This window comes from Halalkalibaculum roseum (assembly GCF_011059145.1).
In the GTDB taxonomy this organism is placed as follows: domain Bacteria; phylum Bacteroidota; class Rhodothermia; order Balneolales; family Balneolaceae; genus Halalkalibaculum; species Halalkalibaculum roseum.
Genome location: NZ_JAALLT010000002.1, coordinates 976924 through 1000808, shown reverse-complemented (window position 1 = coordinate 1000808; position 23885 = coordinate 976924). Strand labels below are relative to the sequence as shown.

Sequence of the window (23885 nt, the reverse complement as noted above, 5' to 3'; positions counted from 1 at the left end):
ACCCTGACCAGTGAACCGATTGAGTTAGCAATTAATTGAATAGCTAAATTCGTCTCTAATTTTAAATAAAAAGAAGGAAAGGAAATTACCTTTCCTTCTCATATTAATTTCACCCACCTATCAAATTAGTAATTATTATCTAGTCATGGGAAGATCAGAGATTATATTATTCCCAAAGTGCATTCAATACATGAATGGTTAAATCAAATTAAAACAAATTAATTGGTTGCTTCACTTATATATTGCTAAACTAAATTATTTGTATCTATTAATATAAAATGATTATTGCTAATTATTTATAGTAATATAGCAATGTCTGAAAGTGAATTGAAGGATAGTTAAATAGAAGCATCAATGAATAAGGTTTGCCTGGTAATTCACTCTTTAGGAATAGGAGGAATGGAAAGGGTTATGTCGCAATTGGCAGATAACTTTTCCAGTAGGGAGAAAACCATTGTAGATCTTATATTGATTGGAAGAAAAAGAGAGATAGCATATTCGTTATCAAGTTCAATAAAAATCCACAGGCCACCCTTTCAATTTGATGATAATTGGAGAACAATTGATACGTTGCGAACTATTTGGTTTTTGAGGCAAAAAGTAAAAGAAATCGCCCCGGATACCGTTTTAAGCTTTGGGGAATATTGGAATAACTTAGTTTTACTCTCATTGCTTGGTCTATCTTATCCACTATTTATTTCAGATCGCAGTGAACCCGGTAAGGATCTTGGTAAGTTCCAAAACTTTCTTAGGAATTCACTATATCCTAAAGCAGCAGGCTACATAGCTCAAACTACCCATGCAAAAAAAGCCTGCATTTCAAATGGATGGAATAGTAATATAAAGGTGATCGGTAATCCTATAATGGATATTCAGCCTAAGAGTAAGGTTGAAAAAGATAATATAGTTCTTTCAGTTGGCCGATTAATAAAAACAAAACATTTCGATCAGCTGATTAAAATGTTTGTAAAATTAGATATACCCGGTTGGAAACTGGTTATTGTAGGAGGAGATGCTAAGAAACTATCACTATCAGAAGATCTAAAGAACCTGGTTAATGAGTTAGGGGCTGAAAGTTCTGTATTTTTGGAAGGCGAACAGAAGGAAATTGATGTCTACTACCAAAAAAGTAAAATATTTGCTTTTACATCCAGCTCTGAAGGTTTTCCTAATGTAATTGGTGAAGCGCTTTCAGCAGGTTTACCGGTGGTATCTTACGACTGTGTTGCAGGACCTTCAGATCTGATTGAGGACGGAGAAAATGGATATTTAGTTCCACTATTTGATCAAGAGACTTTTAAGCAAAAGTTAAAGTTACTCATGGAATATGAAGAATTAAGAAATATAATGGGACTGAAATCAGCTAAGTATATTAAAGTATACAGTAAAAAAAATGTAGCTGATCAATTTTATAAGTTCATAACAGGTTGTGCTTAGTTAAAATATACTTTAAAATAGATGCGAATTATTATAAACACGGCAAGTACCTATAAGGGTGGTGGGGTTCAGGTAGCCCGATCATTTATAGAGGAGAGTAGAAATTTTATAGATCACGACTTCTGTGTCATATTGGGTAGATTGTTATCTAACCTTATAAATCCGAATGACTATCCGGATAATTTTACTTTTTTTCCACTCGGGTATCGACCTGCAACACGCGTACTTAGCTTTAAGTCTAGAGATGATTTTTTTAGAGAGTTGGAAAAAGACTTCAACCCTGATGTAGTATTTACAACTTCTGGTCCTGCATATTGGAGACCGAACGCACCACATCTTGTTGGGTATAATCTTCCGCATTACATTTATAAAGACTCTCCTTTTTTTTCTCAAATACCCCTACAGAAACAACTGAAATGGTATTTTAAAGGTCGAGTTCTAAAGTATTTTTTTAAAAAAGAAGCAGATGCCTATGTAGTTCAAACAGATGATGTAAACAGAAGATTGCAGCAATGGCTGGATACGGATAAGGTTTACACGGTTTCTAATACCGTAAGTAGGCATTACAATCAACCGAAAAAAATTGCAAATAAGCTTCCTAAGAAGAATAAAGATGAATTCCGATTTCTAATTCTTTCTTCTTGGCATGCGCATAAAAATCTAGATATTATTCCGGATGTCATAAAATCATTGCCAAAAAGATTGAAGCAAAAAGTTCGGTTTGTGTTGACGCTTTCCGAAGATACCTATTGGAATAAGTTCCCAATAGGTATCTCGGATGCCATAATTAATATTGGTCCGGTAAAACCGGATGAAGGCCCTGCTTTATATAAGGAATGTGATGCGCTTTTTTTACCCACTTTATTGGAATGTTTTTCTGCAACGTATGCAGAAGCTATGAAAATGAATAAGCCTATTATAACTTCCGATCTCGGTTTTGCACATACGGTTTGCGGTGATGCAGCTATCTATTTTAATCCTATTAATCCGAAAGATATTGCAAGTAAAATTACACAACTAATTGAACAGCCAACTTTACAGGAAAAATTAATAAAAGAGGGTATGGAACAACAAGAAAATTTTGTGACTGCTAAAGAAAGAGCGGAACAATATTTGAAAATCTGTAAAAATCTGGTTGATGCAGAAAAAAATTAAGGATAGGAAGATTGTAGTGGTAAACCAGGCGGTAAATTATCTTACTATTGGTTTGTGTAATGCGTTTGCTGAAAAAATAAACAAGGTGGCGTTAATTACCGGGAGTATTCATGAGCAAGGGGAAAAGCTGAATGAAGCAATATCTGTTTTCAGAATAAACAAATGGGAAGAAAGACCAGCCTGGAAAAAAATGATTTCCTACCTATGGGGCTGCGTTCAGATTTTATGTTTATTGCTGACTAAATTTCGTGGATATGAGGTATTATTTGTTTCCCTTCCTCCAATGGGCTATCTGTTATCGATAATTTTGCCTAACAGATGCAGTATGCTCATTTGGGATGTCTATCCAGACGTGTTCAAGATAACGGGTATGGGAGAATCACATCCTATTTACAGGTTTTGGGGATACTTAAATAAAATTGCTTTCAAAAAATCTCACCGCCTTTTTACTATAGGAAATCAAATGGCGGATTTACTCTCAAAATATGTTGACAAAGACAAAATTTTAATTACACCTATTTGGTCTATCTTTCAGTCAAATAAAAGGGTAAGTAAAGAAAAAAATCCTTTTGTAAAAAAGCAGGAACTCAATGGAAAGTTTATAGTGCAATATTCTGGCAATATCGGTTTGACACACAATGTAGAAGTAGTCTTGGAATTGGCAGAAATGATGAAAAATTATGAAAATATACTTTTCCAAATTATCGGAAGAGGTCCTAGAGTTCCTTATTTGAAGTCCCTCGTTAATGATAAGGGGTTACCAAACTGCCAGTTTTTACCTTTTCAGTCAGACGAAATGTTTCCCTATTCTCTTTCAGCTGCGGATCTGGGAGTAGTAATACTTGACGAAACCACGTCCAAAGGAAGTGTGCCAAGTAAGTCCTATAATCTTATGAGTTTCGGTATCCCTTCACTGTACATAGCTTCGAAGGATTCTGAACTTAATGACTATGCTGAGAAATATGAACATGCAAAATGCGTAGATCACAAAAGTCTTGAAGAGGCCGTAGATTTTATCATTAATTTAAAGAATGATAGGGATTTTCTAGAAGAATATTCTGAGAATGCTATTGAAGCATCAAAATATTATAGGCGTTCCAATGCAGATAAAATAGTTGAGCTATATTTAGCATGAATAAATAAAATGAATTTTAAGACCCTTAAGAACACATTTTTACACAATGCCAAAAATATTGTTGGCTGGAGAACCAAACGAAAGCTTATTGTCTTTTCTGTGGACGATTATGGAAACATTCGGGTTGATTCAAGGGAAGCAAGAGAGAGAATGAACCGGGAAGGATCGAAGGTCCACAATCGTTTCGATGCCTACGATTCTCTTGAGACCCGGCAGGATTTGGAAGCTTTGTATGAAGTACTTTCTTCCGTTAAAGATCAGTTCGGACATCACGCTATATTCACTCCTTTTGCGGTACCATGTAATATTAACTTTGAGAAGATGGAGGGAACAGGATTTGAAACGTATTATTATGAATTACTCCCTCAAACATTTCAAAAGCTTTCAGAACAGCAGCCGGAGTCGTATTCAGGTGCTTGGGACTTGCTGAATGAAGGCATCGAAAATGGGTTAATGGTTCCACAATTTCATGGGAAGGAGCACCTAAACTTAAAAGTACTAGAGGAGAAACTAGCTGTTAGGGATAGAGAGGTGCTCACTGCCTTAAAAAACAGGTCCTATACAGGAATATCATCAGAAAGTTATAAAACTATTTCTTTATTGGCAGCTTTCGATTTTTGGGAGTTTGAGGAAAACCAACGCTTTCATAATATCATTGAGGATGGTTTAAATGAGTTCGAAAAGGTATTTGGTTACCGGGCGTTACACTTTAATCCACCGGCCGGAAGGGAGCACGCTGTGCTCCATAAAACCTTAAAGGAAAATGGAATACATTACATCGACACTCCTATGATAAAAAAAGAACACCAAGGGAGGGGCCGATACAAAGTCAAGGTCAATTACACTGGTAAGAAAAATAAGCATGGACAAATTTTCATGGTTCGCAATGTGGTATTTGAACCCACGCAAAAGCGGAATGTTGAATGGGTAGATTTTGCCATGAAGCAAATAGAAGCCGCTTTCCGATGGAACCGTCCTGCCATTATTAGTTCTCACCGGGTTAATTTCTGCGGTCATATTGATCCGGAGAACCGGGCCAATGGCCTAGGTGCTTTAAGAGAACTCCTACAACGGATTGTACGGCGCTGGCCCGAAGTAGAGTTTATGGCGGCCAATGATCTGGGGGATTTAATCAGAGATGATATGGAACTCATATAAGCGAATGGAACTGATTTTATGGCTTATAGTAAGTTTGTGTCTTCTTTGTGAAGCTTTGTGTGACAGCTTTATTAAAAAAAGATAATTCACTGTTCGAATGATTTTTTTAGTAGTTTAGACTCAGGTTAGGATTGTTAGAATATTATGTTATAATAGATGAAGCTGAAAAGAGCCTTATATCTGAGTTATTACCTCAAAGAACTGGACAGGAAGAAGCTCGACCGTTTCTTAAAATATACGGTTGAACTGACCGGCAGAACAAAGGCGGATATCCTCTCCGACGTACTAAAGTCTGTGTTTAGGTATAATATCTCTATTCTGGAATACTTCCAGTTTCGTTTCTTTGAGCTCTCCAAATCGGAGAGAGCAAAGTGGGCCGGTACTGGGTATATGTATGAATACCAGTTAAAGATGAATCCATTGTATGAGCGTCAGATTCTGGATGACAAAACACTTTTCTACAAAAAATACCGCAACTATTTCGTGCATAGGGTTGCAGATATCGAAGATCTTGAGAGCACTCCTGAATTAGTAAACGCTATCCTTAATAACCCCTCCGGTAAGCTGGTTTTAAAAGCATCTGATGGGAAGTGCGGCTCTGAAGTTGAGGTACGAAACAGCGCAGAGTTTGATCGGGAGGTTTTAGTAAAATATATGAAGCAGAATAATTACGGACTGGTTGAAGAATTTATTCAACAGCATCCCGAAATTAACCGGCTTTCATCCTCTGCTGTTAATACCGTTCGTATTATTACACAGGTGATAAAAGACCGGAATGTTGAAATTCTTGGATGCCGTATGCGCATATCTGTAGATTCTCCAGTCGATAATATGGCGGCCGGTAACCTGGCAGCACCTATTGACGAGGATACGGGAAAAATCAGCGGTCCGGCCGTTTATAGTGATATAACGAAGCCGGAAGAGGAATTACACCCAGTAACCAGTGTAAAGATTCCTGGTTTCCAGGTTCCCTTTTGGAATGAAGCTCTGGATATGGTAATAAGAGCAGCACTGGAGCATCCTCAGAATAGATCTATTGGGTGGGATGTAGTTATTACGGAAGACGGTCCCGGATTGATTGAAGGGAATCATGACTGGTGCAAACTATTGTGGCAGCTTCCGGTTAAAAAGGGATTGAAACCGGGACTTGAAAACTACTTGGATGCCTACAGGGCAATGAATAAAGCTGAATTGGAAGCTGTAACGTAAGCGGGTGATGTTATTTTGTTAAAACGGCTTTTTGACATTTCAGTTACGATACCGGGAATTCTGCTTCTTTCTCCGGTTTATATTGTGGTTGCGGCACTTATTGTCCTTAAATTAGGCAGGCCCGTTTTCTTTACCCAAGAAAGGCCCGGTTTACATGGTAAGCCCTTTAATATGATTAAGTTTCGTACCATGACCAATGAAACCGATGATGAAGGTAACCTGCTGCCAAATGAAGAGCGTATGACCAAGTTCGGGTCTTTCCTAAGATCATACAGCCTTGACGAACTGCCCGAACTTTTTAACGTGTTAAAAGGAGATATGAGCTTGGTAGGGCCCAGACCCTTATTGATAGACTATCTTCCCTACTTTTCAAAAGAACAGCATAGACGCCATGAGGTAAAGCCTGGAATTACCGGCTGGTCTCAGGTGAACGGAAGAAATGCGATCGGCTGGGATAAAAAACTGGAACTGGATGTATGGTACGTAGATAACCGATCGTTTTGGCTGGACCTGAAAATTCTCTGGCTGACGGTGGTAAAGGTAATAAAGCGCGAAGGCATTACCCATGAAGGCCATGTAGGGATGCCCCGTTTTGACGAATATGTAAAAATAAAGAGATCAGGATCATGAATATACTAGTAACCGGAGTAGGCGGACCTACGCCTCGTTCATTTGTCAGGGCAGTTAAACTGTCTGAAAAGGACTTGTCAAATTCGTTTCGTTTTATTGGTATAGACTGCGACCGTCTGGCATATGGCTTATATGACCGGTCACTTTTCGATGCAACATATGTAGTACCCCGGGCCAATGAAAAGAATTACTGGTCAGCTATCAATGATATTATTGAAAAAGAAGAAATTGAAGGTGCTGTTGTTTTACCCGAGTTGGAAGTATTGGAATGGGCAAAAAACCGTGATCAACTAAATTGTCCTATAAAAGTGCATTTGCCGGAGTACAACCTCGCTTCTGCCCTGGTAAATAAACATCGCCTGCATGAATATCTGGAAGGTTCATCCCTGATTCCAAAATTCAGTAAAATCAATCCCTCTTCTTATGATTATCGGGAACTGGTTGAAGAAATAGGTGACGTGTTCTGGATTCGAAGTACGGAAGGATCCAGTGGACTGGGTTCCCTGAAAATAGAATCTGAGTCAGCCTTGGCCCAGTGGATCTCTATCAATGAAGGGGTAGAGGAGTTTATTGCCACCGAGTATCTGCCCGGCAGAAATATGGCCTCTAAGATGCTTTATTTTGATAACGAATTAAAGCGAACTGCCTGCGCCGAAAGGGTCAATTACATTATGGCCAAGGTGGCGCCTTCCGGAATCACGGGAAATACTTCATTCGGTCGCCTGATTAATGAGCCTGAACTTGTAAAGCTTTCAGAAAAAGCACTGAATTCCATATCGTCTGAGATTGGAACTGAATTACACGGTATTTTTACTGTAGATTTTAAGGAAGATGAAAAAGGAGTTCGAAAAATTACGGAAATTAATATCCGCCATGTTGCCTTTACTTCCTCTATTGCTGCCGGTGGTGCCAATATTCCAATGGATACCTTGGAGGCTCTATTTTCGACTGAACTTTCCAATATGGAAAGAATCGATTATTCCTATGATGAGCCCATGGTTTTTCTTAGGGATGTTGATGCCCAACCGATAATAATGAAAGAATCGGAACTTTTGGCATGAGCGTGATCCAATAATTAGCATTATCAAAAGCAGCTCTATCTGAATGTCAAATATTACATAAATATAACGAGACTATAAGAGAAAAATTCAAATAGCTATTTAATAGGGGAAAAAGATATTAGTTATTAGAATAATTAATTATGTGTGAATACTTATAGGTTTTCTAACAATATTATATGAATAAATTCTATTCCCAATTTGCGAGAAGAACACAAAAATTGTAACACTTAGTATTTGTATTTCAGAATTATTTTTTCTCAATAAATAGAATTTACTTAGAAAGAATAGATCAGTAGCTGGTGTGACAATTTATGAATAGTTTCACAAAGAAAAATTTACCGGAATTTATAATTGATTTCTTGAGAAGGGTCCGCACAGAGTTTCTAAGACCAATTAATTATGTGCGTATTAAGTTACAGCCCTTCAGACACAATGCATTTTTAAATAAAGTAAGGAATAAGGAGAGGATAAAAGTAGCTTTTCTAGTTTTGAATATTGATATATGGAAATATGAAAATTTGTATTTCCTGCTAAAAAAAGACGAGCGCTTTGAACCCGTCGTAGTGGTGTGCCCTCCAATATATTTGTTAGATGCAGATGAAATTCATCATCAAATGAATAAGTCCTATGAGTATTTTTTAAATAATGGATATGAGGTTATAAAAACTTATAACAATAAAAATGGTACTTATTTAGATGTAAAAGAAGTGATATCACCTGATATCGTTTTCTTCACCAATCCTTATGGCTATACGCTGAAAGAGTATCAGATTTCTAACTTTCTTGATGTTTTAACCTGTTATGTTCAGTACAGTTTTATTATGGAAGCAAAAGAACATTTCTATGATAAAACTTTTCATAGCCTGCTATGGAAAGCGTTTTATGAGACTGACATTCATAAAGAACTTGCCGGAAAGTTTGCAAAAAACAAAGGAAGAAATGTTGAGGTGACCGGTCATCCCGGAACCGATTGCTTTCAATACCAAGAGAGATTAGAGAATTACGCATGGAAGAATACCAATAATGAGCTAAAAAGAATAATTTGGGCGCCTCACTGGTCTGTGCGTAATCGCGGAGCGGACAGGACAGCTGCATCAAATTTTCTGGAGCTATCCGGATTTATGCTTGACGTTGTTAAAAAGTATGAAAGTGATATTCAAATTGCATTCAAACCGCATCCTTATTTGAAGAAGACGCTATACCAACAGGAAGGTTGGGGTAGGGAACTTACTGAGAGTTATTATAATTCGTGGAAGCTATTGCCGAATGGACAGTTAGAAACCGGAAATTATGTTGATCTTTTTAATTCATCCGATGCCATGATATTAGACAGTATGTCATTTATTGCCGAGTATTTGTTTTGTGGAAAACCTTCTCTATTTATTAAAGCCGACCCTGAGGTAGATAAATATTTCAATAAATTCGGTGAAAAGGCTTTGAAATATCACTATCAGGGAACAAACAAGTCAGATATAATAGATTTTATTGAAAATGTGGTAATCAAGGGTAATGACAGCATGAAAGAAAACAGGGACCGGTTTTATCGCGAAACACTTAAGCCACCCCATGGTAAATCAGCTTCACAGAATATTTATACGATATTGTGTGATGAGATATTTAATAATTTAAAAAGGGAGTTATGAAAAAAGTGTATGTAGGAATGAGTGCCGACCTGGTACATCCGGGTCATTTGAACGTTATTAAAGAGGCAAAAAAGCTGGGAGAGGTAACAATCGGTTTACTAACCGATGAGGCGATTGCCAGTTATAAACGATTGCCACATATGGAATATGAACAGCGAAAAGAAGTCATTGAAAATATAAAAGGAGTGAAAGAGGTAGTACCGCAAAATACGCTGGATTACCGTCCAAACTTAAGAAAATTGAAGCCGGACTTTGTGGTCCATGGTGATGATTGGAAAGAGGGAGTGCAGAGCCAGACCCGCCGGCAGGTTATTGATGTTTTGAAAGAATGGGACGGTAAACTGGTAGAAGTTCCCTATACCGAAGGAATCTCTTCAACAAAACTAAACAAAGCATTAAAAGAGATTGGGATAACACCTGATTTGAGAGTAAAGAGACTTAGACGATTAATCAATGCCAAAGATATCGTCAGAATTATTGAAGCCCATTCAGGGTTGACCGGTTTGATAGTTGAAAATACGCAGGTGAATATTAATGGTGAGGTTCGGGAGTTTGACGGCATGTGGGCCAGTTCTCTGACCGATTCTACCATCAAAGGTAAGCCGGATATCGAAGCTGTTGATATAACGGCGCGTACGGAAAATATTAATGATCTTGTTGAGGTTACAACCAAACCCATAATATTTGATGGAGATACCGGAGGCAAGATCGAACATTTTGTCTTTACGGTACGAACACTGGAAAGACTGGGAGTTTCCGCAATAATCATTGAAGATAAAGTAGGGCTCAAAAAAAATTCCCTGTTCGGAACGGAAGTGCCACAGGAACAGGATACAATAGAGGGATTCTGCGAAAAAATACGAGCAGGCAAGCGGGCGCAGGTCAATCAGGACTTTATGATTATATCAAGAATCGAAAGTCTGATACTGAAACAGGGATTGGATGATGCCTTGGAAAGAGCACAAGCTTATATTAAAGCCGGCGTCGATGCGGTTATGATACATTCCAAGCAGGATTCTCCCAAAGAGATATTAGATTTTTGTGAGGAATACAAAAATTTTGAACGCAGGGTACCGCTTGTAGCCGTACCTTCAACCTACGATACTATCTATGAAGATGAGTTGGCTGATGCCGGAGTTAATGTGGTTATTTATGCAAATCAATTGCTGAGAAGTGCCTATCCGGCCATGCTCAATACCGCTAAAACTATTTTAACTAATAAAAGGTCATACGAGGCCAGGGAAAACCTGATGCCTATTAAGGACATCTTGACGTTGATTCCCGGGGGCAAATAGATGATCAGTAACAAGCTTTTTTTTCAGGCGCTGAAGAGTAACGATGTAAATTTCTTTACCGGAGTACCTGATTCGTTGTTAAAAAATTTCTGTGCATGCCTAACCGATAATACAGAAAATAGCCAGCACCTGATAACAGCAAATGAAGGTGCTGCTGTAGCCTTGGCAGCTGGCTACCATTTGGCAACCGGGAGTTTGCCTTTTGTGTACCTGCAAAATTCAGGTTTGGGCAATACAATCAATCCACTGCTATCATTGGCGGACCGGGAAGTGTACAGCATTCCCATGTTATTGATGATCGGTTGGCGGGGAGAACCGGGCGTATCCGATGAGCCTCAGCACAAAAAGCAAGGCAGGGTTCAGAATTCAATATTAAGGGCTATAGAAATTCCTTTCTATCAGCTAAACTCTGAAACGGATAATATTGAAGATTTTGTCACAAACGCAACAAAAGAGGCTAAAAAAATCAATGGACCTGTGGTGATAGTGGTTAGCAAAAATACTTTTGAGCCTTATAGTCTGCAGCCTGGTACTTCTTCCGGTTATTCTCTTAGTAGGGAAGATGCAATTGAATATGTATTAGACAAGCTTAGTTCTGATGACATCATTGTTTCAACCACTGGAAAACCTTCAAGAGAAGTATATGAATACCGGGAAGCAAAAGGGCAGGGCCACCAAAATGACTTTCTAACAGTTGGATCAATGGGTCACTGTTCACAAATTGCTTTAGGAATAGCAATGCACACCGAACAGAATGTTTTTTGTTTGGATGGTGACGGTTCTGTTATCATGCATATGGGGTCTTTGGGTATTATTGGTGAAAACGCACCTGCCAATTTCAAGCATATCGTGCTGAATAATGGAGCTCATGATTCGGTGGGCGGGCAACCAACGGTTGGATTTAACATATCAATCCCGACAATAGCTGAAGGAGCAGGATATCTTACCACCTTCACAGCAACCACAAAGGACGATTTGGATAAAGATTTTGAACGGTTTTTAGAAATCGGCGGGCCAGCCCTATTTGAAATAAGAGTCAAAAAGGGGGCAAGGAATAACCTGGGAAGACCTAATAGAACACCTGTAGAGAATAAGAAGGAATTGATGAAGCTTTTAAGCACCGAATGAAACTATGCAAAATGAATTCATTGGAGCTGGCACCATTGAGGAGGCTGGCAGGATCGTCGAGAGCATTTCTCCGCAAAAAGTTTTCCTGGTAAGCGGGAAAAGATCGTTTGAACTTTCAGGTGCCGCAGGGGTATTTAAAAAGCTATTGGGCGGATTAGACTACTACAGGCATAGTGAATTTAGTGAAAACCCAAAGTTTGATGATTTGGTCCGGGGGGCTGAGTTAATAAAAAAGTATCAGCCCGATCTTATTATAGCCGTCGGAGGCGGAAGCGTTATAGACACGGCAAAAATTATTTCTGTCTTACCAACTGACCGGCATGACGCTGAACAAATAATTAGGGGAGAGACAAGCGTAAGTCATAAAATAGCTCCATTACTTGCAATTCCAACCACTTCAGGTTCGGGGAGTGAAGCGACACATTTTGCCGTAGCATATTTGGATAGTGAAAAATATTCTGTTGCAAGTGACCGGTTATTCCCTGACTATGTAATTCTGGACCCCGAACTGACTTATTCGATGTCAGCATATCAAACGGCTGTTTCAGGAATAGATGCGTTATGTCAGGGAATAGAGTCTTATTGGGCAAAAAGAGCTAACGATGAGAGCAGGGCTTATGCCTCCGAAGCAATTCAATTAATTTTAAGAAGCCTTGTAAAAGCTGTCAATGATCCCAATCCGGCGGTACGTTCTAACATAACTAAGGGAGCGAACCTAGCAGGAAAAGCAATTAATATTGCTAAAACTACGGCCCCGCATGCAATTTCGTATGCCTTCACCACTTTTTACGGAATCCCGCACGGTCATGCTGTAGCATTGACACTGGGAGAGTTTTTCTTGATAAATACCAAACGTGCTTTTGATAAAACCGATAACGGTTTAATGCAAGCTATGAAAGACCTGTTTGAGCTTATGCAATGCAACAGTGCGGAAGCTTGTCGGGATACATTTCAAAAGGTTATGGAGAACATAGGTCTGGAAACGAAATTAAATAAGCTTACTTCAAACACAGTTAATCCTTCAATAATTGTTAAGCATATAAATGAAGAACGTCTTGGTAATCACCCTATCTCATTGTCAAAAAAAGATATTCACAGGATTATAACTGCTATTTTATGATTTACTGAAATTGTACTGAATGTTTTAATGGCAATATCAAACAAAGGTTTCTTAAGAGTAGCTTAAAAAAATATAATTAAAGGCAATACCTGAGATTTGTAGATTAATACCAATTTGGCAGTCGGCCTCTTAATCATAGGTAAGAATACTTATTTTTTTAAAAGACATCACAAATCTAATTTATGGATAAAGACGGCAAGTTTTTGTTGCGCCTCATCATATACATTGCAGTTGCCGGGGCGTTTTTGATTTATGGTTTCAGCATTGGCAGGTATGAAGTATTCCCGTTTAAACTTTTAAAGAGTTTGACTGAGAGCAAGGAAGAGGTTTTGAAGAAGTCGGATAATTTTATTTATACCGCCATGCAAAGGCTACATGTAAATAAAATGTATCTGCCGGAGGATCAGACTAGTGGTGGGAGCATGACAACCGTGGGGACTAATGTTCTAATAGTGAATCGTGTTGGGGAACTAATCGCATTTGATTTTGAGAATTTCGAAAAGATTGACGTTGCAGTTCCTGACATTTACCTGGGCCTAGACCTGCTTAAAGCAGATGGCTGGTTGGATAGGGAGGATTTCGAGCATACTAAAGTCAGGGTAAAAGGAACCTATGCCGAAATGAAAGGTGAAGATGAAATCAAGCTTTTTGTTTCCCATCACTTTTATAACGGGGAGTGTTTTAGATCCAAATTAAGTCAAATTTCCCTCTATAAATCAGGTAATAAAATTGTAACCCAAAATAACTGGGAAGAAATTTACAATTCTATACCTTGCTTGTATCCGGATGATGATATCATAAAGACAGACACTGGTCATAACAGATGGGTTTTTGGTGGGCATATATCCGGGGGAAAGATCATTCGTTACGATGACAATCATTTGTTACTCTCGGAAGGGGATCATTTTTATGATGGATATGATAAAGAAGCCTATGCCCAGGACGAAGACAAATCGTACGGCAAGTTTATTCTCATAAATACAAAAACTTATGAACTTAGTAATTTTGCTATAGGTTCACGAAATGCTCAGGGAATATACAAAGATGCTAATGGCACCCTTTGGTCAACAGAGCATGGGCCTGCAGGAGGAGATGAATTAAATATCATTCGGGAAGATCAGAACTATGGATGGCCCGAAGTGACATATGGAATACACTATAGTAATGAGGCCTGGCCTTTGTCTGACAACCAGGGGAGGCATAATCAATTTACAAAACCTATATATTCTTGGGTTGGATCTATTGCACCCTCTGAACTGATTCGAATTGAAGGAGAGAAGTTCCGATTATGGAAAGGAGATCTTTTAGTTACCTCTCTTAAAGACAGGAGTATACATAGACTAAGACCGGATTCCGATAATTCCCGGATTGTCTATGACGAAGTAATTGAATTAGGTCATCGAATAAGAAATATCGTTCAATTGCATGATGAATCTCTACTTCTACGAACGGATGACAATTATTTAGTACACATAGATGATGCTGGTCCAATCTTTGAAGAGTTCAATATGGATACATTTCTTAAGAATAATGAGATTGCTCGTGGATTTACTAAGCTTAAAAATAGCGCCGAAAATAACGATGTCACCGATAATAGCAAGGCTGCCTTGATATTTGAAAGATCCTGCTCAATGTGCCATTCATTGGGAGGTAGCTCTATGATTGGGCCAAGTTTGAATTATTTAGCCAATCGCCAAGTTGGGTCACTTGAAGATTTTAATTATTCAAACACCCTTAAAAGTAGTAATGAGGTATGGGATGAAAAGTTACTTAAACAATATCTCAATTCTCCACAAAATACCTTTTCCGGTACAAGCATGGAAAGAGTTAAACTATCGAATAGGGAAATTGAATTGTTGACAAAATTCTTGATGGAAAATTAATTATGTCATTAAACCACTCTCTATACCAATAATTATTGAACCTAATGATATTTAATGATCAGATTCGTCTTCTTTTACAATTTAGTTCAGACAATTATTGTACTAGCTTTAGTATTAATTCTTAAAAATGCTTATGACAAAACCCCGCATCTACCTCTCCTCACCCCACATGGGCGGTGAGGAACTTAACTATATCCATGACGCCTTCGAGAAAAATTGGATTGCCCCCTTGGGAGACAATGTGAATGGCTTTGAAGAGGACCTACAACGTTATACAGGACGTGAGCATGCGGCGGTGGTAACTTCCGGTACGGCAGCTGTCCACCTGGCACTGATGCTATGCGGCGTGGAGACGGGGGATGAGGTGATCTGCCAGTCTTTTACTTTTGCGGCGACGGCCAATCCGATTCGCTACCAGGGAGCCACTCCTGTATTTATTGATTCGGAACCGGAGACCTGGAATATGGATCCGGAGTTGTTGGAAGCAGCAATTGATGATCGTATGAAAAATTGGAAAAAGCCGAAGGCGATTGTGGTAGTGCATTTGTATGGCATGCCGGCGAAAATAGAGCGGATTCTGGAGATCGGAGAGAAGTATGATATCCCGGTGATCGAGGATGCAGCGGAGGCATTGGGTTCTTCTATTGATGGTCGAAGGTGCGGTACCTTTGGGAAACTATCTGTCTTGTCTTTCAATGGAAACAAAATTATTACTACTTCTGGAGGCGGAGCGCTTTTAAGTGATGATGAAAAGCTTATCAAAAAGGCCCGCTTTCTGGCTACCCAGGCGCGTGATGATGCTCCGCATTACCAGCATTCTGAGTTGGGCTACAATTACCGCATGAGCAATATCGTAGCCGGGATCGGACGTGGACAGATGAAGGTGCTGGAAGAGAGGGTAGAGGCGAGGAGGGCGAATCATTATTTTTATTTTGAGGAATTGAATGGGGAATGGTTAGAATGCGGAATTCAGAATTCAGAATTCCGCATTCAGAATTCTTCTAAATCTGGAATTTATTTTTTGAAGGAGCCTGAGAATTATAAAAGCAATAGATGGCTCACTACTGTCCTTGTCAATCCTAAGGAGACAGGAGGTGTAACAAGAGAGGATATCCGACAGGCTCTAGAGGAGCAAAATATCGAATCGAGACCGTTATGGAAGCCCATGCACCTGCAACCCCTATATGAAGATGCGCCACATTATGGAAATGGGGTGTCGGATGCCCTTTTTGAATACGGGCTCTGCCTACCATCAGGAAGTAACATGACGGATTATGATAGAGAGCGGGTTGTTTCAGCTATAAAAAAAATATTGAATCGTTGATATAAAATGATATCGTGGAACACGGGTGAAGCAGATCTAAAAGTGTACAAATATACTTTCAATGAAGATCTATCCCATCAGTGTAGCCTGTGTTCCATTATAACATTGTAATCTTTATTTCTTTTGATATTTAATACCTTTACACTATTAATAGAGATAAATTAGGCATCGTTTGTCGCAGTAACACACTGGTATTCAATAGTTAACGACGATATAAATTTGGGTTTTGGCTTCCCTTCGTTGACTTGAATTGGTTTTACTTCATTGAGTGATATGAGTCAGAAAAAAGTGGATTTGGAAACATATAAGGATGAGTACCGGTATTCTAAGTATATCAACCGGTTTACCAGGGGGATTTTCTTTTTACTGGGAGACTCTGTCTCTTTGCTGCTTGCCTCCATTATTGCTTTTCTAACCCTTTCACCATTTAGCGGGGCAGAGAGGCCATTTCCTATCTTACATACTTCCATTATTACTGCATCAATCATTGTTGGTTTGACAGCCTTTCGTATGTATAAGGCCACCTGGAGATATGTCAGCTTGAGAGATCTGGTACGAATTATTTGTGGGATAACAATTGGTGGACTTGGTTCTCTAGGTATTGCCTCTGCATTTTTTACAATAGGTAACTTTGAGATTGCTTTTACAGTTCTTGTAGCGATAACAGCAATTCTGTTTATCGGAGGTTTTCGAATCAGCAAAAGGATGTATTTTGAACTGGTTGATTCGCCTAAAAAAGAAACGAAGTACACGGTCATTTTTGGAGGAAAAAGTGAGGGAGAACAGATACTGCGTGATATTATAAAAAATGAGCAATGGAATTTTTCTGTTCACGCAATTTTTGATGATAGGGTAATGTCAGGTCTGTCTCTTCACGGTGTTAAGATTTTAGGGGGCAAAGATGAAATGATTGAGTATATCAAGAAGAATCCGGTGGAGCAGCTGATTGTCGCATTTCCTGAGTATCCAAAGAAGAATTTAAAAGGAATTATCGATCAAATAAAAGAATTTAAGCCGGATCTTATTATCAAGATTTTACCTTCTTTTCACTCACTGACGGATGATCCTGTGGGTTTCGAACATATTCGGGATATCAGCATTGAAGACGTCCTTGGCAGGGAGCCGGTAAAGATTGATATGGATACTATTAAAGCCAGTATTGACGGTAAGACAGTCATGGTTACTGGTGGCGGGGGATCTATTGGCAGTGAACTGGTACGGCAATGTGCCAATTTGAGGCCTTCCATGTTAATTGCCCTGGATGTTGATGAAACAGAGCTGTTTCATATAGAGAATGAATTTAAGGGGAGGGAAACAGAAGTCATTCCCTGTGTAGCCAGTGTAGCAGATTACCAAAAAATGAATCAGCTACTAGCAAGATACAAACCACAGGTTATCTTTCATGCCGCTGCTTATAAGCATGTACCTATGATGGAAAGTTTTCCTGAGGAAGCCATCAAAGTTAACGTGGGAGGAACTCAAACCATAGCTTCCCTAGCCTGTAAGCATCAAGTAGAAAAGTTTATTATGGTTTCCACTGATAAAGCTGTTAACCCAACCAATGTTATGGGTGCAACTAAGCGTGTAGCTGAGGAAATTTGCATGGCCTATAATGAGAACTTTACAACAAAATTCGTGTCGGTACGCTTCGGCAATGTGTTGGGTTCCAGGGGGTCGGTAGTTCCACTCTTCATTGAACAGATTAAAAGAGGCGGACCCATTACAGTTACTGATCCTGAGATGAAACGCTATTTTATGACCATTCCGGAAGCAGTATTGCTGGTCATGCAAGCCGGATCTATGGGATCCGGAGGGGAGGTATTTGTTCTGGATATGGGAGAACCGGTCAAGATTATGGATATGGCAAAAGATCTTATTCGCTTACATAATTTGGAACCGGATAAAGATATTGAAATTGAAATTAGCGGATTGCGGCCAGGGGAAAAGCTTTATGAGGAACTTCTAAATGCGGAAGAAGGAGTCATGGATACAGAGCATAAAGAAATTTTTAAAGCAATATGTAGCAGACAATTTACTCACGAAGAACTTGAGGAGAAAATTGATGAAATATTTGATTTGTTTATAGAGGAGGGTAATGAAAATTCAATCAGAAGACTATTAAAATCAATTGTTCCTACCTATTCTTATAAAGATGTTCGGAAGACTAATGGAAAAATAACTGGAAGCAAACAGATCTTGGTTGACTAACCATTTTACATGTAATTTCAAGAACAATTATTCAATCTTTTCTTATTGCTGTAATGTCTATTATCTTCGCAGCTTGCTATCTAGTAGTTACTCAAAATCTAAAAGGTATTTTAATAGTTAGTAAACATATTTATAAATAATTGTCATGAAAAATATTCTCGCAACAGGTGTAGCCGGATTTATAGGTTTTCATCTCACTAAGCGTCTGGTTAAAGAAGGTTATAGGGTGATTGGTCTTGATAATATTAATGACTATTACTCCACCGATCTTAAGTATGACCGGTTGACTCAACTGGGAATTAAGAAAGGGAGTATAATTGAAGATAAACCCGTACCAAGTAAAACTCATGAGAATCTGCAATTCATTAAAACAGATCTAGAGAATAAGGCGGTAATTGACGATTTATTTGCCGATAACGGATTTGATGTGGTAATCAACCTTGCCGCCCAAGCCGGTGTTCGTTACAGCCTGGAGGATCCCTATCGATATATTGATAGCAATATTACCGGATTTCTAAATTTGCTGGAAGCCGCCAGGCATCATCCGGTCGAGCATTTTATTTACGCTTCCTCCAGCTCGGTCTACGGCGCCAATACCAGCATGCCTTTTGCTACGAGTGACAACGTAGACCATCCCATGAGCCTGTATGCCGCAAGTAAGAAGTCTAACGAGCTGATGGCCCATACCTATTCGAACCTGTTTGATATCCCCACTACCGGGTTACGATTCTTCACGGTTTACGGTCCATGGGGACGTCCGGATATGGCACTGTTTTTATTTACGGAAGCCATGCTGAACGATGAGCCTATCAAGGTATTCAATCATGGGAATATGGAGCGCGACTTTACCTATATCGATGACATCGTGGAAGGTATCAAGCGGTTGATACCTAAGCCACCTACCCCAAATCCTGACTGGACAGGGGATGATCCTGATCCCGCAACCAGTTTTGCCCCTTACCGTATATTCAATATCGGCAATAGCAGTCCGGTACACCTGATGGACTTTATTCATGAAATTGAGAATCAGCTTGGCATGGAAGCCGAAAAGAACATGATGCCCATGCAGCCCGGGGACGTACCCAAGACCTGGGCGGATGTGGAAGACTTGTTTGAATACATTGACTTTAGGCCACAGATAAAAGTCAAAGAGGGTATCCGTAATTTTGTTGAGTGGTATAAGGAGTATTATAAGTCTGAAGTACAGTCTTAATATTTAGGTACGACCTATGACGGTTGATAGGGAATAGACTTAATCTATATACTAGTAGTCGCCTGCTTCGCTTAAGCCATCTATTTCTTCGTGAGTCTTTGTGCTTCTTTATGCAACTCTGTGGTACAGCTTTTAAAGACAAATGAGTTCTTTCTAATATAGGCCGTATCAAACCTCTCTAATAATTTTCTAGCATGTTCCTTTTTTTGGAAACATTTTATTGCCTTCAGGTTAGTTGTATCACGGAGACACACAAAGAATCACCGAGTTACTCAGAGAATTAATTAATCAAAGAATCAAGTTATTGATTTATGGGTAGATACCTTTTCCATTTACGAGTCGAACAAGGGTTCGTAATCTACCTAGAAACATCTACGTAATATTAAGTAGATTTATAATCTATTAATAAATTCTAACCTGTTTTAGGATAAATTCGTAATAATAGTGGCCTTAGCATTTCTTTAAGTTTATTATTTCCCTTAATTTCAAGTGAGAAATAAAAGAGAGTTAGCTTTGTATGATTAGTTTCAAAAATAATTTAACGAGATGACAATAGTTTCAAGTTGAGCATTGTGTCTTCTTGAGGGGAGAGGAGAAGTATGAATATAGAATTTTTAATGAGAGTGGTTCCGGCAGTTTTTACTTCTGTCATTATTTGTTTCATTTCAATTCCGGTCATTATTAAGATCGCCGAACTTAAAAAGTTGATGGATGAACCGGACAAGAAACGAAAGATCCATAAAGAGGTTGTTCCCACGCTTGGTGGAATAGGCATTTTCGCTGCTTTTATGATTTCATTCTCCATCTGGGGCAGTGCTGCTTCGCTGGAATCGTATCCTTTCTTTGTAGCCGGCTTATTTATACTGTTGTTGGTAGGTATAAGAGATGATATACTCACCATTTCTCCTAATAAAAAGCTTTTAATTCAATTGCTAGCCGCTGCGGAAATTGTGATTGGCGGTGGAGTTGTGCTCACTGATTTTGGAGGAATACTAGGCATTTATCAGGTTCCCTGGTATCTCGGAGCTGGCATCACCATTTTAGCTTTTGTGTCTTTAATTAATGCCATAAATCTCATTGACGGTATAGATGGGCTTGCGGGGGGCATTGGTATTGTGGTTTCCAGCATTCTCGGAATTTGGTTTTGGTATACCGGATTTGTAGCCCTGTCAGTACTGGCATTCTCTCTTTCCGGGGCGTTGATCGGATTTTTGATTTATAATGTGCACCCGGCCAAAATATTTATGGGGGATACGGGTTCCATGGCGGTAGGTTTCATACTGGCTTATTTAGTAATACAATTTTTGGTAGCTAACAGTACGGTTGTCAGTTCAGGCTGGTATATTGAAAATGCTCATATCTTTGCCATTTCTCTTTTGATCATTCCAATAGTAGATACCCTAAGGGTGTTTACTCTAAGAGTAGCGTCAGGGAAAAGTCCTTTTGTGGCTGACCGTAACCACACACATCACCAACTGTTGGATGTCGGTATGTCCCCGGAGGTAGCTTCTTTTAGCCTTTGGATGGGCAACTTTGCTTTAATTGCCGCCGGGTTCTTTTTGAATGGTATAGATGCGAATATTCTATTATTCCTCATCCTGTTAGGCGGATTTGGTATTTTACCGCTCACAAAGTTTCTATTCGCATCCTACCTGAAATACAATCGCAAACTGGCTTACTATTCATACCTTCGATCACAAGCCGGTTCTCAGTCAGACTATGAATCGCTTAAAGAGGAGATGAAAAAGCTGATTTTTTTGAATAAGTCTAAAAAAGAGAACATTCAGGACAAAGTGGGAGAGGCGGAATCATCGTAAAAGTAAGCGGTTGAAACGGGTCGGATGGGTTTGAGATTAGGTACTTTGTAGTCAGCAAAAAGGGCTTAATATCGGTCCTATATTCTAAGCAAAGAGAGGATCAATATACAATCAGCTTAACAAGCCGATTACACATTCACTTCTTCTTCCTGGGGATCAAGAGTAAATACGGCTGATTTTAATCGGTGAATGAGGCTTTCCATGAGCTGCTCCTGATGATGAGACCAAAAAGTAAATAAACTCTTGGAAATAGCTGTGAAATGAATGAATATAGCTGCAGCTAATGGTATTTCAGCAAGTAATGGCCAGTCTAAAGCAACTATCAAGGTTCCGCTAGCAGCGAGAGCAAGGCATATAGCAATCAGGTAATAGATAACCGTTGTACTGATCTTGTTGTCCATGATATTTTAATTAGTTGCTGCTGCCTGATTTATGTAATTGCTTTAAATCAGGCTATGTATAGATATTAGTACTTGTATTAGAGCAAATGGTTCCGGGTCTTATCTATGCAATTCTACATGACTCAATAATTATATCTGCATAGTTACTAATATGACTACTCAGAATGCCATTTGTTACATTTTATCTAAATATTAATACAAGTATAAAAAATTCTAATGTTAGAAAAAATTAATATTTGAGTTTCTAAAAATATCCCAACAATAGAATCCCATGAAATCGAGGGCTATTACACAAAGTGACACAAAGATTAGCTTCTTGTCACTTTACTAACTTAGTGTAACTTTGTGGTAAAGCTAAAAGGGTGCATTTTCTTCGTCTTCCGGACCTGGACTATGACCCATGGGCGGGGGACCGGAATCGCCATCAGGCTGTTCATTGCTACTACCACCGGCATTTGCCTCATCAAATGGTTGTGGACTGGCCGTAGTCAGGTTTTCAAAGCGGGCATAGTCTTTAACGAAGTACAATCTCTTGGAACCAACCGGTCCGTTACGCTGCTTACCAACAATAACTTCTGCCAGTCCGGCTGTGGATTCACCTTCGGGGGTGGTGGTAATTCCGTAATACTCCGGACGATATAAAAAGCAGACTACGTCGGCATCCTGCTCAATGGAACCGGATTCACGTAAGTCACTCAACTGGGGACGTTTATCGCCGCCTCTGGTCTCAACAGCACGGCTGAGCTGCGACAAGGCTATGACGGGAACATCCAGTTCTTTGGCCAGTGCTTTAAGGCCACGGGAAATACTTGCAATTTCCTGTTCCCGGTTACCGGCATCGCGATTGTTGGATGACATCAGCTGAAGGTAGTCAACAACCACCAGACCGATATCATGCTCACTTTTTAACCTTCGGGCTTTGGTTCGGAGTTCCATGATGCTGAGTCCCGGAGTATCATCAATAAATATATCAGCGGTAAAGAGACGCCCGGCAGCATCAATAAGGCGCTTGAATTCCTCGTCTTTCAACCGCCCGGATCGAGCAGACTGCGCGTTTATGCGACCTTCCATGGTTAGAAGTCTCTGGACCAAAGATTGGTCGGACATCTCAAGGCTGAATATGGCCACCTTGGTTTTTAATTTCGGATCTTGATGCAGTGCGGCATTACGTGCTGTGGTAAGTACAAAAGCTGTTTTACCCATAGAAGGTCTGGCCGCAATTACAATCATGTCTCCATTTTGCCAACCAGCCGTCATTTCGTCAATGGCTAGGCCAGTAGGTACACCGGTGATACCGCCTTCTTTGCCGCGCATATCTTCGAGGTAGGAGAGGGTGTCTTTCAGCACATCACCGATTGGTTTGGCTTGGGATCGGTGCTTCGCATTAGCCAGGTCAAAGACTTTCTGCTCGGCGCGATCCAGCACATCGTATGGATCACTGGAGCTGTCGTATGATTCCTGAATGATTTCCGTGCAGCTAAGAATTAGGTTTCGCTTGGTTGCCTTTTCGGCAATAATCTGGGCATGGTAATCAATATTGGCAGCAGAGCTTACCGAACGGGTGAGCTCAGATAGGTAGCCCGCACCCCCGCAAGTTTCGAGAAGATCTTTGTCACGAAGTTCATTTTCTACGGTTAACAGATCAAGAGGGTTATCCCGTTCATACAAGTCATGGAGCACCTCAAAAATGTGCCGGTGTGAATTTTTATAGAAATCATCAGATGAGAGCATTTGGAGCGCTACAGTGGCTGCCTCATGTTCAATGAGCATAGCTCCAAGTACCGCTTCTTCCACTTCAATAGCCTGTGGAGGTACTCGTCCCTGCTGCTCGAGTACTTTTGATCCGTCTTTATTTTTGTCCTGGTAATTTGAGCCGTTTTGTGCTGCCATTATAACCTGAAAATCTTATTGCCCTTCACGTCTTATGTAGTATGCGGGATAACGAACAGGAACCGTTGACCAAGGGGTATTGCCTGTTTCTCCTAACATGAAATGAATTTAAAGTATAACAAAAGCTCACTTTATTACGAAGGGAAATTTGGGTGTTTTTTGTGTTTTTAGCATCACG

At 39.5% G+C, this 23885-nt stretch carries 18 protein-coding genes; 16 read left to right on the top strand and 2 right to left on the bottom strand.

The window, feature by feature from the left end:
• Nucleotides 1-354 precede the first annotated feature (354 nt).
• The 16 genes from G3570_RS08570 (at nucleotide 355) to G3570_RS08495 (ending at nucleotide 21416) form a co-directional block, all read left to right on the top strand.
• Nucleotides 355-1437, top strand: coding sequence for a glycosyltransferase (locus tag G3570_RS08570; protein WP_165141219.1), 1083 nt, complete (start codon nucleotides 355-357; stop codon nucleotides 1435-1437).
• Between the two features lie 21 nt (nucleotides 1438-1458).
• Nucleotides 1459-2592: a glycosyltransferase gene (locus G3570_RS08565; protein WP_165141217.1), complete on the top strand. Its 1134-nt coding sequence runs from the start codon at nucleotides 1459-1461 to the stop codon at nucleotides 2590-2592.
• Nucleotides 2576-3727 carry a glycosyltransferase family 4 protein gene (locus G3570_RS08560; RefSeq protein ID WP_165141215.1) on the top strand — a complete coding sequence of 384 codons (1152 nt, stop codon included), beginning with the start codon at nucleotides 2576-2578 and terminating at the stop codon, nucleotides 3725-3727. The genes G3570_RS08565 and G3570_RS08560 overlap by 17 nt, the downstream gene beginning before the upstream one ends.
• Before the next feature lie 9 nt (nucleotides 3728-3736).
• Nucleotides 3737-4885, top strand: a complete 1149-nt coding sequence (locus G3570_RS08555) for a hypothetical protein (protein WP_165141213.1) — start codon at nucleotides 3737-3739, stop codon at nucleotides 4883-4885.
• 156 nt (nucleotides 4886-5041) lie between these two features.
• Complete coding sequence (locus G3570_RS08550; RefSeq protein ID WP_165141211.1) at nucleotides 5042-6094, top strand: sugar-transfer associated ATP-grasp domain-containing protein; 1053 nt, start codon at nucleotides 5042-5044, stop codon at nucleotides 6092-6094.
• 15 nt (nucleotides 6095-6109) lie between these two features.
• On the top strand, nucleotides 6110-6724 hold the full coding sequence (locus G3570_RS08545; protein WP_249066841.1) for a sugar transferase: 615 nt from the start codon (nucleotides 6110-6112) through the stop codon (nucleotides 6722-6724).
• The gene (locus tag G3570_RS16405; RefSeq protein WP_249066839.1) at nucleotides 6721-7785 is read left to right on the top strand and encodes an ATP-grasp domain-containing protein; all 1065 of its coding nucleotides are present in this window, start codon (nucleotides 6721-6723) and stop codon (nucleotides 7783-7785) included. Before G3570_RS08545 ends, G3570_RS16405 begins: the two co-directional genes overlap by 4 nt.
• A 311-nt stretch (nucleotides 7786-8096) precedes the next feature.
• On the top strand, nucleotides 8097-9428 hold the full coding sequence (locus G3570_RS08535; protein ID WP_165141209.1) for a CDP-glycerol glycerophosphotransferase family protein: 1332 nt from the start codon (nucleotides 8097-8099) through the stop codon (nucleotides 9426-9428).
• A complete protein-coding gene (gene aepX, locus G3570_RS08530) occupies nucleotides 9425-10723 on the top strand; it encodes a phosphoenolpyruvate mutase (RefSeq protein ID WP_165141207.1) in 1299 nt (432 codons plus the stop codon). Before G3570_RS08535 ends, aepX begins: the two co-directional genes overlap by 4 nt.
• Nucleotides 10724-11851 carry a phosphonopyruvate decarboxylase gene (aepY, locus tag G3570_RS08525; protein WP_165141205.1) on the top strand — a complete coding sequence of 376 codons (1128 nt, stop codon included), beginning with the start codon at nucleotides 10724-10726 and terminating at the stop codon, nucleotides 11849-11851. It abuts the gene before it with no gap.
• 4 nt (nucleotides 11852-11855) lie between these two features.
• Nucleotides 11856-12971 carry a phosphonoacetaldehyde reductase gene (locus tag G3570_RS08520; RefSeq protein WP_165141203.1) on the top strand — a complete coding sequence of 372 codons (1116 nt, stop codon included), beginning with the start codon at nucleotides 11856-11858 and terminating at the stop codon, nucleotides 12969-12971.
• 182 nt (nucleotides 12972-13153) lie between these two features.
• The gene (locus G3570_RS08515; RefSeq protein WP_165141201.1) at nucleotides 13154-14854 is read left to right on the top strand and encodes a PQQ-dependent sugar dehydrogenase; all 1701 of its coding nucleotides are present in this window, start codon (nucleotides 13154-13156) and stop codon (nucleotides 14852-14854) included.
• A 133-nt stretch (nucleotides 14855-14987) separates the two neighbouring features.
• Entirely contained in the window at nucleotides 14988-16178 is a 1191-nt protein-coding gene (locus G3570_RS08510) for a DegT/DnrJ/EryC1/StrS family aminotransferase (protein WP_165141199.1), read from the top strand.
• Nucleotides 16179-16451: 273 nt separating this feature from the next.
• Nucleotides 16452-18386: a polysaccharide biosynthesis protein gene (locus tag G3570_RS08505; RefSeq protein WP_165141197.1), complete on the top strand. Its 1935-nt coding sequence runs from the start codon at nucleotides 16452-16454 to the stop codon at nucleotides 18384-18386.
• Nucleotides 18387-18531: 145 nt separating this feature from the next.
• Complete coding sequence (locus G3570_RS08500; protein WP_249066837.1) at nucleotides 18532-19599, top strand: NAD-dependent epimerase; 1068 nt, start codon at nucleotides 18532-18534, stop codon at nucleotides 19597-19599.
• Nucleotides 19600-20198: 599 nt separating this feature from the next.
• On the top strand, nucleotides 20199-21416 hold the full coding sequence (locus G3570_RS08495) for an MraY family glycosyltransferase (protein WP_165141195.1): 1218 nt from the start codon (nucleotides 20199-20201) through the stop codon (nucleotides 21414-21416).
• Between the two features lie 128 nt (nucleotides 21417-21544).
• On the opposite strand, the gene G3570_RS08490 is transcribed toward G3570_RS08495, so the two are convergent.
• Complete coding sequence (locus G3570_RS08490) at nucleotides 21545-21817, bottom strand: hypothetical protein (protein ID WP_165141193.1); 273 nt, start codon at nucleotides 21815-21817, stop codon at nucleotides 21545-21547.
• A gap of 354 nt (nucleotides 21818-22171) precedes the next feature.
• Nucleotides 22172-23707 carry a replicative DNA helicase gene (gene dnaB / locus G3570_RS08485; protein ID WP_165141191.1) on the bottom strand — a complete coding sequence of 512 codons (1536 nt, stop codon included), beginning with the start codon at nucleotides 23705-23707 and terminating at the stop codon, nucleotides 22172-22174.
• Nucleotides 23708-23885 lie beyond the last annotated feature (178 nt).